A 13,021-nucleotide genomic window follows, 5' to 3' on the forward strand; every position below is an offset into this window, starting at 1 on the left:
GAGGAATCGTTGATCTTCGCGCTTTATTCTCAAAAGCAACTGACCGGGTGAAGAGTTGAGTACACCAATCGACGAGAGCGACTTGCTTCGGGCGCAGTGCTACGGCCTGCTAGCCCAACTGTTGGTGGCGCCGCCGTCAAGGGATGTCCTGACGCGGGTGGCCGGGTTGAAGGGCGATGACACGCCGTTCGGCAAGGCCCTGTCGCGGCTGGCGGAGGTGGCGTCGGAGACCAGCGTGACCGCCGCGGAGCGCGAGCATTTCGCATTGTTCATCGGCGTGGCGCGGGGCGAGCTGGTGCCCTACGCGTCCTATTACCTGACGGGTTTCCTCAACGAGAAGCCGCTGGCGCGGCTGCGCGCCGAGATGCAGGGCTTGGGCATCGCGCGCCAGGACAATGTGTCCGAGCCCGAGGATCACATCGCCTCGATCTGCGAGATGATGGCGGGTCTGATCCTGGGCGCCTTCGGAACCCCGGCGGATCTCGCCACCCAGCGCCGGTTCCATGACCGGCACCTGGAACCCTGGGCGACGCGCTTCTTCGAGGACCTGGAGAAGGCGGCGGCCGCCAATCTCTACCGGCCGGTCGGCGAGATCGGCCGCCTGTTCCTCGCGATCGAGGCGGAGGCCTTCGCCATGACGGGACCTCCCGCAAGTTGAACAAGAGCGCCTAACTAGACGAGATCACAAGAACTTCTCGGTGATAACAAGAAAAGGAGCACGGGGATGAGCGCCAGGGTTGACCCCAAGGTCGATGAGCCCGGCATGGAGCGCCGGCGGTTCCTCCGAGTGATGGGCGCCGGTGCGGCGGGTGCCGCCGCCGCTCCCCTGCTCGTGTCGGGGCCGGCCGAGGCGGCGGAGACGCCGGACCAGCGCGTCAAGCAGCGCTACCGCGAGACCGATCACGTCAAGAAATACTATCAAACCAATCGGTTCTAACGGGAGCGTCGCATCATGCTGGTCAAGAGAAGTTCAGCGGCGGCGGCGCGCGCCCGCCTTTCGGGAACCGTGATGTCCGGGCTTTCCGGCGTCCAGGCGCCGGTCGACCGGCGCGCGTTCCTCAAGCGCTCCGGCCTCGCGGCGGGCGGATTGGCCGCGGCCGGCGCGCTGTCGTTCGGCACGGTGCGGAAGGCCGAGGCCGGGCCGACCACGCCCGGTGTCGAGATCGTCCGCAAGCTCAGCATCTGCACCCACTGCTCGGTCGGCTGCACCGTCACCGCCGAGGTCCAGAACGGCGTCTGGACGGGACAGGAACCTAGCTGGGACAGCCCGATCAACAACGGCACCCACTGCGCCAAGGGCGCCTCGGTGCGGGAACTGGTCCACGGCGACCGCCGCCTGAAATACCCGATGAAGCTGGAGAACGGCGAGTGGAAGCGGGTGTCCTGGAAGACCGCGATCGACGAGATCGGCGCCAAATTGCTGGAGATCCGCGAGAAGTCGTCGCCCGAGGCGGTGTTCTGGCTGGGCTCCGCCAAGTTCTCCAACGAGGGCGCCTATCTGTACCGTAAGATGGCGGCGTTCTGGGGCACCAACACGGTCGACCATCAGGCCCGCATCTGCCATTCCACGACCGTGGCCGGTGTCGCGAACACATGGGGCTACGGCGCCATGACCAACAGCTACAACGACATCCATAACGCCAAGGCGATCCTGATCATCGGCGGCAACCCCGCCGAGGCCCATCCCGTGTCGCTCCAGCACGTGCTGCGCGGCAAGGAGATCAATCAGGCCCACATGATCGTGGTCGATCCGCGCTTCACCCGCACGGCGGCCCACGCGACCGAATATGTCAGGCTGCGGCCCGGCACCGACATCCCGCTGGTCTGGGGCATGCTCTGGCACATCTTCGAGAACGGCTGGGAGGACAAGACCTATATCGGCCAGCGCGTCCACGGCATGGACAAGATCCGCGCCGAGGTCGCCAAGTGGACGCCGGACGAGGTCGAGCGGGTCACCGGGGTTCCCGGCGCGCAAGTCCGCAAGGTCGCCGAGATCATGGCGAAGAACCGGCCCTCGACGCTGATCTGGTGCATGGGCGTCACCCAGCACACCGTCGGCACCGCCAATGTCCGGGCGCTCAGCATCCTGCAACTGGCGCTGGGCAACATCGGCGTTCCGGGCGGTGGGGCCAACATCTTCCGCGGTCACTGCAACGTCCAGGGCGCCACCGATTTCGGCCTCGACGTCACCTCGCTGCCGGCCTACTACGGCCTGACCGAAGGCGCCTGGAAGCACTGGTGCCGCGCCTGGGACGTCGATTACGAGTGGATGAAGGGGCGCTTCGTCTCCCAGAAGTTCATGGAGGCCAAGGGCATCCCGACCACCCGCTGGTTCGACGCCGTCCTGGCCAAGCCGGACGAGATCGAGCAGCCGGCCCCCGTCAAGGCGATGGTGGTGTTCGGCCACGGCGGCAACACCGTCACCCGGATGCCCGAGATGCGGAAGGGATTGGAGGCGCTGGACCTGCTGGTCGTCGCCGACCCCCATCCGACCACCTTCGCGTCGGTCAGCGGCCGCAAGAATGGCACCTACCTGTTGCCGATCTGCACCCAGTTCGAGGCGGATGGCTCGCGGACGGCGTCCAACCGCTCGATCCAGTGGGGCGACAGGGTGGTGGAGCCGATCTTCGAATCGAAGAACGACTATGACGTGATGTACGCGCTGGCCGAGCGGCTGGGCTTCGCCGACCGGATGTTCAAGCGGATCAAGGTGGTCGACGGCCAGCCCGACGCCGAGGACATCCTGCGCGAGATCAATCGCGGCTCGCTCTCGACCGGCTATTCCGGCCAGTCGCCGGAACGGCTGCGGCTCCACATGGAGCGTCAGGCCGACTTCGACCGAACGACCTTGCAGGCGTCGAGCGGCCCCTGCGCCGGCGAATATTACGGTCTGCCCTGGCCATGCTGGGGCACGCCGGAGATGAAACACCCCGGCACGCACATCCTCTACGACACGTCGAAGCATGTGATGGAGGGTGGCGGCACCTTCCGTGCCCGCTTCGGGGTCGAGAAGGACGGCGCCACCCTGCTGGCCGAGGGCTCCTGGTCCAAGGGGTCCGAGATCGAGGACGGCTATCCCGAGTTCACCTATGGCATGCTGCGGAAGCTGGGCTGGGACACCGACCTGACCGAAGCCGAGCTGGCGACGATCCAGAAAATTGGTGGCGCCAATCCCGATGGCGTCAGTTGGGCGACCGACCTGTCCTGTGGCGTCATCCGCGTGGCACTCAAGCATGGCTGCTCGCCGTTCGGCAACGCCAAGGCCCGCGCGGTCGCCTGGAACCTGCCCGATCCCGTGCCGGTCCACCGCGAGCCGATCTACACCTCGCGCCGCGATCTGGTGGAGAAGTACCCGACCCTGGACGACCGCCGCGACTTCCGGCTGGCGCATCTGGGCAAATCGATCCAGGCCCGCGACGTCACCAAGGACTTTCCGATCATCCTAACCTCCGGCCGCTTGGTCGAGTACGAGGGCGGCGGCGAGGAGACCCGGTCCAACAAGTGGCTGGCCGAGCTTCAGCAGGAAATGTTCATCGAGGTCAACACCCAGGACGCGGCCCGGCTGGGCGTCAAGGACGGCGCCATGGTCTGGGTCCACGGACCGGAGGGCGATGGCAAGGCCAAGGTCAAGGCGCTGGTCACCGACCGCGTCGGGACGGGGGTCGCCTTCATGCCGTTCCATTTCGCTGGCTTCTGGGACGGCGAGAGCCAGCGCGCGGCCTATCCGCCGGGGACCGACCCGATCGTGCTCGGCCACTCGGTCAACGCGCTAACAACCTATGGTTTTGATCCCGTGACCTACATGCAGGAGACCAAGTGTACCCTGTGTCGGATCGTCGCGGCTTGAGGCGGGGGATTTAACCATGGCGAGAATGAAATTCCTGTGCGACGCCGAACGCTGCATCGAGTGCAACGCCTGCGTCACGGCCTGCAAGAACGAGCATGAGGTGCCCTGGGGCATCAACCGCCGGCGCGTCGTCACGATCAACGACGGCAAGCCGGGCGAGCGGTCGATCTCGATGGCCTGCATGCACTGCACCGACGCGCCCTGCATGGCGGTGTGCCCGGTCGACTGCTTCTACAAGACGGCGGAGGGCGTCGTCCTTCACTCCAAGGACCTGTGCATCGGCTGCGGCTACTGCTTCTACGCCTGTCCCTTCGGGGCGCCGCAGTATCCGCAGGTCGGCAATTTCGGCAGCCGCGGCAAGATGGACAAGTGCACCTTCTGCGCCGGGGGCCCGGAGGACGACATGACGCCGATCGAGTACGAGAAGTACGGCGCCAACCGCTTGGCCGAGGGCAAGCTGCCGCTGTGCGCCGAGATGTGCTCGACCAAGGCCCTGCTGGCGGGCGACGGCGACATCATCGCCGACATCTACCGGGAACGGGTGGTCCGGCGCGGCTATGGCTCCGGCGCCTGGGGTTGGTCGACCGCTTACAGGGACAGAGCCGGCGCGTGACAGCCGTAGGGGGAGAAAGCATCATGTCCAACATCATCGGGCGCGCGCCGCGTCTCGTGGCGCTCGTGTTCACCCTGCTGGCCTTGACCTTCGGGGGAGCTTTGGCCCAGACGCCGGTCCCGCCAGGACCGAACGCGCTGACTGGGCCGAATATCACCAACGAGCAGTTGCTGTTCCAGCAATTGCAGGGCGATGTCCACGGCCGCGTCAGCATTCCGGACCAGAGGTCGGCCACGCTGATCCAGCCGGAAGGCCAGGAGTGGCGGGAGTTCCGCAACGGGACGCTGAAGACGGTCTCGGCCGCCTCGCTGATCGGCATCGTCGCGGCGCTTCTGATCTTCTACGCCACGCGTGGCAAGATCAGGATCGACGCCGGCCCGTCGCGCCAGCGTGTCCAGCGCTTCAACGGGGTCGAGCGGTTCGCCCACTGGATCACGGCGATCAGCTTCATGGTGCTGGCGCTGACCGGCCTCAACCTCGTGTTCGGCCGGACCCTGCTGATCCCGCTGCTCGGTCCGGAGGCGTTCACCACGCTCAGCGGCTACGGCAAGCTGGCCCACAACTATCTCAGCTTTCCCTTCGTGCTGGGGATCGCACTGATGCTGCTGATCTGGGTCCGCCACAACATCCCGGACAAGACCGACATCGCCTGGGTCAAGGCGGCGGGCGGGTTGTTCTCCAAGGGCAGGCACCCGGCCGCCAAGAAGTTCAACGCCGGGCAGAAGCTGATCTTCTGGATGGTGGTGGCCGGAGGCGCCGTGGTCGCGGCCAGCGGCTATGTCCTGCTGTTCCCGTTCTACCTGACCGATGTCGGCGGCATGCAACTGGCCCAACTGGTCCACGCCGCCCTGTCGGTCCTGCTGATCGTCGGCATCATCGGGCACATCTATATCGGCTCGGTCGGCATGGAAGGCGCCTTTGACGCCATGGGCAGCGGTCAGGTCGACGTCAACTGGGCGCGCGAGCACCACAGCCTATGGCTGGAGGAGGAGATGCGGAAGGGCAAGGTGGCCCAAGTGAAACCGGTCGGTTTCCGCGCGCCCGCTGAATAAAACGCGAACATCCGTAGGTCGGGTAGAGCGAAGCGGCACCCGACACCAACTCGCTGGCGTTCAGGCGAATCGGTCCTGCCGCACCTCGATCAAGGTGGGGCCGGATCGCTGGAACGCCTCCCCCAAGGCCGCCGTCAGGGCCGCCGCGTCGTCGGCGCGGGTGGCGTGGCAGCCCATTGCCCGCGCCAGAGCGAGGTGGTCGGGGTTCCTAAGGGTGACGCCGATCTCGGGGATGCCGCGCTGGATCATGCCGTCGCGGATCTGGCCATAGCCGTCGTTGTTCCACATCACGACCGCGAGCGGCATGTCCAGCTCGACGGCGGTCATCAGGTCCTGCACCGTGAACATCAGCCCGCCGTCGCCGATCAGACAGACGACATCGCGGTCGGGCAGCGCCAGCTTGGCGCCGATCGCGGCCGGCAGGGCGAATCCCAGCGTGCCGAAGCCATGGGGGTGGTGCCACGTGCGCGGCCGGTCGGTCGGCCACAGGCTGTTGCCGGCATAGGCGATCTGCGTCATGTCCGACATGACGATGCCATCCGGCGGCAAGCCGGCCCTGATCGCCGCCAGCACCTCGGCGTGCCGCTGGCGCGGCGGCGGCAGGTTGGCGAGCACGGCGGCCTTGGCGGCTTGGATGGCCAAATGCTGGCGGGCGGGATCGGGCGTCGCCAAGCGCTCCACCAGATCGCACAGGATGGCGCCGGCATCGCCCAGCAGGGCGACATCCGGCGCGCTGTCGCGGGTCAGCGTGGCGGGGTCGATGTCGATCCGGATCAGGGAGCCGCCGAACCGGGGCACGCCACTCCAGAAGTCGGTCTCGGCCAATTCCGAGCCGGCGACGATCACCACGTCGGCCCGCTCGATGAATTCCACCATGGCCGGCTGGTCGGTGGACGAGCCCAGGCAAAGCGGATGATCGACCGGCAGCGTGCCCTTGGCGGCACCCGTCATCAGCACGGCGGCCCCGATGCCCTCCGCGAACTGCCGGACCGCGCCCGGACAGTCGCGAGCCCCGCCGCCGACGATCAGGACCGGCCGCTCGGCGACGGCGATCAAATCCGCCGCCCGCACCAGCGACGCGTCGCAGGCGGACGGACGGCCGATCCTGGCGCGGGCGGCCGTGGTCGGGAAGCCGGCTGGCGCCGCCAGCACGTCCAGCGGGATCTCGATATGGACCGGGCGGGGCCTGGACGACTGGAAGACGCCGAAGGCCCGCGCCATCACCTCCGGCAACTCGGCCGGTTCCATCACGGTATGGCTGAAGGCGCAGAGTGGCGCCAGGACTGAGCTTTGGCTCCGCAACTCGTGCAGCCGTCCCCGGCCCATGCCCAGGTGGCGGCGCTCGTTGACGCTGCTGAGCACCAGCATCGGGCTGCTGTCGGAATAGGCCTGCGCGATGCCGGTCGCGGCGTTGGTCAGGCCGGGACCCGTCGTCAGCAGGCAGGCGGCGGGCCGGCCGGAGACCCGCGCGTAGCCGTCGGCCATGAAGCTGGCGCCCTGCTCGTGGCGCGGGGTGACGTGGCGGATGCGGCTGTTGGGCAATCCCCGGTACAACTCCAGCGTATGGACTCCCGGTATGCCGAACACCGTGTCGATGCCGTAGGCCTCCAGCAGGCGGATCGCCGCCTCGCCGCATGTCGCGCCGTCACTCTTCGCTGGGTCGCTCGTCGCTTTGGTGGTCACGATATCACCCGCGCTTCTCGTTCCGGTTCCCTGGTCGGAGCAGGGTAGGTGGGGGTCGCCGCCGTGGCAAGCGATGCCCGCAAGCGGTCGATGTCGGCCAGCGCCAGCGGTGGGATGGGGGTGCGCCAGTCCGGCAGGGCGAACAGCGGCCAGGACGGTTCGAGTCGCGCATCCCCCCTGGAGAAGACGTCGCGGCCCGCGACCCGCTCATGCCGCCAGCCGCCGGCCAAGTCGCAGAGCGGCGGCAGGACGATGGCGCGCAACGCCTCCGCGTAGTCGCGTCCAGGCCTTCCGCGAAGCTGAAGCCCGATGAAGACCCCGACCGCGGCCAGCGCGGGAGCCGCCGCCCAAAGCAGCGGATGGCCAATCCATGCCGCCGCCGCCAGCCAAGCCAGCGCCAGCGCGCCGAAGGCGGCGGCGCGGCGGCGCAAGCGAAGCCAGTGGTGGCGCCGGGCCTCCTCCAGCGTCGTCAGGTGCGGCATGACGCGCGCGATCAAAGCGGCGTCGATTTCGCTGGTCATGATACTTTCCGCCATTATGGTGCGGGTGCGAAGACACGTAATATCATCGGGCGGCGTCCTTGGTGAAATATTGACGCCTTCGGCGCCACTCCAAACCGCGCGACGGCGCGGCGAAACCGTGATGGGGGAACAGCAATGAGCTTCAAGATCGTCGAACAGGCTCCGGCCAGGCTCAACCGCAGCGAACTGGCGGTTCCGGGCAGCAGCCCAAAGCTGTTCGAGAAGGCCGCCAAGTCGGCCGCCGACGTCATCTTCCTGGACCTGGAGGACGCCGTCGCTCCCGACGACAAGCCGCAGGCCCGGAAGAACATCATCGAGGCGATCAACGACATCGAATGGGGAACCAAGACCCTGTCGGTCCGGATCAACGGCCTCGACACCCACTACATGTACCGCGACGTGGTCGAGGTGCTGGAGGCGTGCGGCGACCGGCTCGACCTGATCATGATCCCCAAGGTCGGCACCGCCGCCGACGTCTACGCCGTCGACATGCTGGTGACCCAGATCGAGGCCGCCAAGGGCCGCAAGAAGCGGATCGGCTTCGAACTGATCATCGAGACCGCGCTCGGCATGGCGAATATCGACGAGATCGCGACCGCGTCCCGCCGCAACGAGAGCCTGCACTTCGGCGTCGCCGACTACGCCGCCTCGACCAAGGCGCAGACGACGGGCATCGGCGGCCCCAACCCGTCCTACGGCGTCCTGACCGACAAGGATGGCGATAAGCCGCGCGACTATCACTGGGGCGACATGTGGCACTACGCGACCGCCCGCATGGTGGTCGCGGCGCGCGCCGCCGGGTTGCGTCCGGTCGACGGCCCCTTCGGCGACTTCTCCGACGTCGATGGCTACAAGGCGCAGGGCCGCCGCTCCGCCGTGCTTGGCTGCGAGGGCAAGTGGGCGATCCATCCGTCGCAGATCGCGCCGGCCAACGAGGTGTTCAGCCCGTCCGAGGCCGAGATCACCAAGGCCAAGCGCATCCTGGAAGCCATGGCCCAGGCCCAGAAGGAAGGTCGCGGCGCCGTCGCGCTCGACGGCCGCCTGATCGACATCGCGTCGATCCGCCAAGCAGAGGTGATGGTCCAGAAGGCCGTGCAGATCGCCGGTTCCTGATCCGAGAGCCGCCTGATCCGAGAACTGGAGATTGGACGGCGTTCCGCGGAGCGCCGTCCAAGCCACATATCCGTGTATTCGCATAAACGCCTTCGTAGCGAACTAACCAATCCGCGACCGATTTGCGCTGGCTACCCTTTGGGGCGTGTGGTAGGGAACCCGGTCTTTTTCAGCCCGCCGTGAAGTCGATTCATGCAGACCTTTCTCGAATTTGAAAAGCCGATCGCCGAACTCGAGGGCAAGATCGAGGAACTGCGGCATCTGACGGACACAGGCGATATCAACATCGCCGAAGAGGTGTCCAAGCTTCAGGCCAAGGTCGACCGGCTGCTGCGCCAGACCTACGCCAAGCTCGCTCCCGCCCAGAAGGTCCAGGTCGCGCGCCATCCCAACCGGCCGCACTGCATGGACTACATCGAGGGTCTGGTCGAGGATTTCACGCCGCTCGCCGGCGATCGCGGCTTCGCCGAGGATCACGCGATCATCGGCGGCATCGGCAGGTTCCGGGGCCGCTCCGCGATGATCATCGGCCAGGAGAAGGGCCATGACACCGAAAGCCGCGTGCGGCACAATTTCGGCATGGCGAAGCCGGAGGGCTACCGCAAGGCGATCCGCCTGATGGAACTGGCCGAACGGTTCAAGCTGCCGGTGATCACCCTGGTCGACACGGCGGGTGCCTATCCCGGCGTCGGCGCCGAGGAGCGTGGCCAGGCGGAAGCCATCGCCCGCTCGATCGACACCTGCCTGAAGCTCAGGGTGCCGCTGGTCGCCACCGTCATCGGCGAGGGGGGCTCGGGTGGCGCCATAGCACTGGCGGCCGCCGACCGGGTGCTGATGCTGGAACACGCGATCTATTCCGTGATCTCGCCCGAGGGATGCGCCTCGATCCTGTGGCGGACCAACACGGCGGCGGCCGAGGCCGCGGCGGCGTTGCGGCTGACCGCCCAGGACCTCAAGGACCTGGGGGTGATCGATCGTGTCGTGGCCGAACCGATCGGCGGTGCCCATCGCGACCGGAGCGAGATCATGACCGCCGTCGGCAACGCCATCGAGGACTCGTTCGACGAGTTGCGCGGGCTGGACGGCGGCGCCCTGCGGATGAAGCGACGCGACAAGTTCCTGGAGATGGGCCAGAAGGGCCTATCCTGACGCCATGGCGTCGGTCGCGTTCGATCGCCGCCACCTGATTTCGGTCGCCGGCGTCCTGCTGGGCACGGCGCTGGCTTGGGGTGGTCTGCTGGTGTTCTGGCCGGCTCCCGGCGTTCCCATCGGTACCGCCGCCGACCGGCTCGCCATGGCGGCGGGGTTCATGGTGTGGCCGGCGCTGCTCCTGCTGCTGATGGTCCTCGCCGTCGCGCTGACCCGCTTCTTCACAGCCGCCTTCAACCCCTTGGATGACCCTGAAAGCCCGTTTCAGCGGCGAGCCCAACGTGCCTTGTCGAACAGTGTCGAGCAGACAGTTATCCTCATCCCCGCGATGCTCGCCGCCGCTGCACTGGCCGCCCCTCCCGATATTCGTTTCGCTGGCGTTATGACCGGACTGTTCTGCGTCGCCCGCCTGTTGTTCTGGCTGGGCTACCTGATCCATCCCTACCTTCGGGCGCCAGGAATGATCATGACGCTCAACGTGAATGCCGCTATCGTCGCCTACGCCCTCGTGAGGGCGATCGGCTGACGCCAAGCCGTGAAGACAAAAGCCGCCAAACAAGAAAACTGGAGGAGATGTCCATGGATGCCGAAACACTCAAGGCCGTCCAGGCGCCTTTGAAACAACAATACCGGGATACGCCGGACAGCGCCGTCATCACGTTGAAGGCCGAAGGCACTGTCGGTGCCGAAGGCGTCACCTGCAAGGTCGACACGGGCCGCGCGCTGATCGAGGCCGGGCTACACCCCGCCGCAGGTGGCGATGGGATCGCGGCTTGTTCCGGCGATATGCTGCTGGAGGCGCTGGTCGCCTGCGCCGGCGTCACGCTCCGCGCCGTCGCCACGGCATTGAACATCGATCTGCGGGGCGGCTCGGTGCGGGCGGAAGGTGATCTGGATATGCGCGGCACCTTGGGCGTATCCAAGGAGGCGCCGGTCGGCTTCCGCGCCATCCGCATGATCTTCGACCTGGATACCGACGCCAGCGAGGAACAGCTGGCAAGCTTGCTCAAACTGACGGAACGGTACTGCGTTATCTACCAGACGCTTCGCAATCCTCCCGCCACAGAAGCCAGGATCGTTCGCGCGTAGAGGCTTGGCGGGCTCGCGCCAGCGGCGTTTGGCGAAGCCGTTCCCACGTCCACCGACCGCAGGCTCACTCGATGTCCGAAACCTCGATGTTCAAGCTCGATCCCGCGCCGAAGGTCATCACCTTCGACTGCTACGGCACACTCGTGCGTTGGTACGAGGTGCTTCTGAGCGAAGTCGGCGCGACGCTGGCCAAGCACGGCGCGGGCGACGTGAGCGCATCCGCGATCATCGAGAGCTTTTCCGCCCAAGGGCGACGCTTGACGGCGGAGAAGCCGCACCGCCTCTACAAGGACATCCTGCGCACCGGCTTTTCAGCCGCGTTCGGCGAATACGGCTTGAACCCGAGCGCGGAAGAGATCGAGGGCATCGCGTCGTCACCCATGACGATGGGTCCACATCCAGAGGTGCCGGATGTTCTGCGGCGACTGCGCGAACGTTACAAGCTCGCGATCTTCACGAACTCCGACGATGATCTGATCGCGCCGACGGTGGCGCGCATCGGCGTGCCTTTCGACCACGTCATCACCGCCGAACAGGCGCGAGCCTACAAGCCATCGCGGCAACTGTTCGAGTACGCTTACGGCGTGATGGGCGTGACGCCGAACGAGACGGTGCACGTGGCGATGGGCATGTACTGGGACATGAAGGCCCGTCATGAACTGGGTCTACGTGGCATCTGGGTGAATCGGCGGAATGAGACCGGCAATCCGGACTGGCTGCCATACGCGGAAGTGTCGGACTTGAATGGAGCGGCCGAGTTGCTCTTGCCACCATGAAGCTGGGACCTGACGAGGCGCTGGTTCCGCTCAGGTCTCGAAGCGGAACCTTGCCGCTCGGCTGGTAGGGTCCGGACCCTGGGTCCAGCCCAAGTCCAGGTCAGGGGGCCGATCGGGAACCGGCCCCGCTGTCCAATTCACATGGTGATTTTCTTGTTGTCGCCTGGATGGGGCGGTTCGCCGGTCAGCTTGGCTTTGACATAGCCATAGGCGTGGACCATGGCGCTGGACGGGCTGTCCCAGTATTCAGCCTTTTCGATGTGGACCCGAAGAAGGGCGATGTTGGGATCGTCCTTGCCCTTGGGGAACCATGTCGCCAGATACTCGCTCCACAACTCGTGGATCTTGGCCTTGTCACGGACAAGCTGGGCGGTACCCGAGATCGAGACGTAATTCTGGTCGTCGGGTTCGGAATAGCTGAGATTGACCTGATGGTGTTGGTTCACCTCGTCGACCTTGTGCGAATCGGCGGCGGTGAAGAACCAGAGATCACCATCGGTTTCCGACCGCTGGCCGACCATGGGACGGCTCCGCAAGGTGCCATCGTCATCGATGGTCGTCATCATCGCGACCTGGATGTCCTTGATCATCCCCCAGAGCTTCTTGATATCGCCCGAATCCTGGGTGCTGGTGGCTATGTGGCGCTCTCCGTTCCTATTGAATACACAAGTTCAACAGGGAGAGGGCCAGGGCGTTCCCAAGCCGGGGGGATGGCTGTCAAAGCATCCAGGTGGGGAACGCCAGCAGGATGCCGAGAACGGCGATGCCGAGGAGGGCGGTGGCGCTGTGGCCATAATCCGTGGCGAAAGGGTTGAGGCCGAATTCCAGGCCGGCGCGCTTCAGGGCCTTGCGGGCGTACTTCTCGGGTTCCGGACACCGTACGCCATCGATGCGGAAGTTGACCAGCATGTCCGAGAGGTCCTGGACCGCCACTTCCGCCGGCAGGGCCATGAGGCGGTGCGCGGTCGACACCGGCTCCCTGCCACAAGCCTCGAGGGCGGACCTCAGGGTGATCGGCTGATGGCTGACGCTGGAATCGCCGATCCGGTGGGAGAGGAGCTTGCCGACGCCGTCTTCCGACTGGCGGGAAATTCCGGGAACACACGGGATGAACGCGCGCATCGACCTGACCTCCGCTTGAGTGCATATGACTTATGGCGGAGATTGTGCGGCGCGAT

General features: G+C 66.3%; 14 protein-coding genes. 10 read left to right on the forward strand and 4 right to left on the reverse strand.

The window, feature by feature from the left end; all coding sequences use genetic code 11:
* Nucleotides 1-55: 55 nt before the first annotated feature.
* The 5 genes from N825_RS07560 to N825_RS07580 all read left to right on the forward strand — a co-directional run bounded on the left by N825_RS07560 (nucleotide 56) and on the right by N825_RS07580 (nucleotide 5,512).
* A complete protein-coding gene (locus N825_RS07560) occupies nucleotides 56-658 on the forward strand; it encodes a TorD/DmsD family molecular chaperone (RefSeq protein ID WP_037449152.1) in 603 nt (200 codons plus the stop codon).
* A gap of 66 nt (nucleotides 659-724) precedes the next feature.
* Nucleotides 725-937: a twin-arginine translocation signal domain-containing protein gene (locus tag N825_RS07565; RefSeq protein ID WP_037449154.1), complete on the forward strand. Its 213-nt coding sequence runs from the start codon at nucleotides 725-727 to the stop codon at nucleotides 935-937.
* A gap of 15 nt (nucleotides 938-952) precedes the next feature.
* Nucleotides 953-3,847 carry a formate dehydrogenase subunit alpha gene (locus N825_RS07570; protein ID WP_037449156.1) on the forward strand — a complete coding sequence of 965 codons (2,895 nt, stop codon included), beginning with the start codon at nucleotides 953-955 and terminating at the stop codon, nucleotides 3,845-3,847.
* A 16-nt stretch (nucleotides 3,848-3,863) separates the two neighbouring features.
* Nucleotides 3,864-4,460, forward strand: a complete 597-nt coding sequence (fdh3B, locus tag N825_RS07575; protein ID WP_037449160.1) for a formate dehydrogenase FDH3 subunit beta — start codon at nucleotides 3,864-3,866, stop codon at nucleotides 4,458-4,460.
* Between the two features lie 23 nt (nucleotides 4,461-4,483).
* Complete coding sequence (locus N825_RS07580; RefSeq protein WP_037449163.1) at nucleotides 4,484-5,512, forward strand: formate dehydrogenase subunit gamma; 1,029 nt, start codon at nucleotides 4,484-4,486, stop codon at nucleotides 5,510-5,512.
* Nucleotides 5,513-5,572: 60 nt separating this feature from the next.
* Here N825_RS07580 and N825_RS07585 read toward each other — a convergent pair whose 3' ends face one another.
* Both N825_RS07585 and N825_RS07590 read right to left on the reverse strand, forming a co-directional pair.
* Entirely contained in the window at nucleotides 5,573-7,195 is a 1,623-nt protein-coding gene (locus N825_RS07585; protein ID WP_051511697.1) for a 5-guanidino-2-oxopentanoate decarboxylase, read from the reverse strand.
* Nucleotides 7,192-7,716, reverse strand: a complete 525-nt coding sequence (locus N825_RS07590) for a hypothetical protein (RefSeq protein ID WP_157619045.1) — start codon at nucleotides 7,714-7,716, stop codon at nucleotides 7,192-7,194. Before N825_RS07590 ends, N825_RS07585 begins: the two co-directional genes overlap by 4 nt.
* Nucleotides 7,717-7,851: 135 nt before the next feature.
* On the opposite strand from N825_RS07590, the gene N825_RS07595 reads away from it, so the two are divergent.
* The 5 genes from N825_RS07595 (at nucleotide 7,852) to N825_RS07615 (ending at nucleotide 11,843) form a co-directional block, all read left to right on the forward strand.
* Nucleotides 7,852-8,829, forward strand: coding sequence for an HpcH/HpaI aldolase/citrate lyase family protein (locus N825_RS07595; RefSeq protein WP_037449168.1), 978 nt, complete (start codon nucleotides 7,852-7,854; stop codon nucleotides 8,827-8,829).
* Between the two features lie 192 nt (nucleotides 8,830-9,021).
* Nucleotides 9,022-9,978, forward strand: a complete 957-nt coding sequence (locus N825_RS07600; RefSeq protein WP_037449171.1) for an acetyl-CoA carboxylase carboxyltransferase subunit alpha — start codon at nucleotides 9,022-9,024, stop codon at nucleotides 9,976-9,978.
* A gap of 4 nt (nucleotides 9,979-9,982) precedes the next feature.
* On the forward strand, nucleotides 9,983-10,504 hold the full coding sequence (locus N825_RS07605) for an MAPEG family protein (RefSeq protein WP_037449174.1): 522 nt from the start codon (nucleotides 9,983-9,985) through the stop codon (nucleotides 10,502-10,504).
* Between the two features lie 53 nt (nucleotides 10,505-10,557).
* The gene (locus N825_RS07610) at nucleotides 10,558-11,067 is read left to right on the forward strand and encodes an OsmC family protein (RefSeq protein ID WP_037449551.1); all 510 of its coding nucleotides are present in this window, start codon (nucleotides 10,558-10,560) and stop codon (nucleotides 11,065-11,067) included.
* Between the two features lie 71 nt (nucleotides 11,068-11,138).
* Nucleotides 11,139-11,843: a haloacid dehalogenase type II gene (locus tag N825_RS07615; protein WP_084164488.1), complete on the forward strand. Its 705-nt coding sequence runs from the start codon at nucleotides 11,139-11,141 to the stop codon at nucleotides 11,841-11,843.
* A 137-nt stretch (nucleotides 11,844-11,980) separates the two neighbouring features.
* On the opposite strand, the gene N825_RS07620 is transcribed toward N825_RS07615, so the two are convergent.
* Nucleotides 11,981-12,481, reverse strand: a complete 501-nt coding sequence (locus N825_RS07620; protein ID WP_037449177.1) for a pyridoxamine 5'-phosphate oxidase family protein — start codon at nucleotides 12,479-12,481, stop codon at nucleotides 11,981-11,983.
* Between the two features lie 79 nt (nucleotides 12,482-12,560).
* The gene (locus N825_RS07625; RefSeq protein WP_037449180.1) at nucleotides 12,561-12,965 is read right to left on the reverse strand and encodes a hypothetical protein; all 405 of its coding nucleotides are present in this window, start codon (nucleotides 12,963-12,965) and stop codon (nucleotides 12,561-12,563) included.
* Nucleotides 12,966-13,021 lie beyond the last annotated feature (56 nt).

The organism is Skermanella stibiiresistens SB22, assembly GCF_000576635.1.
GTDB lineage: Bacteria > Pseudomonadota > Alphaproteobacteria > Azospirillales > Azospirillaceae > Skermanella > Skermanella stibiiresistens.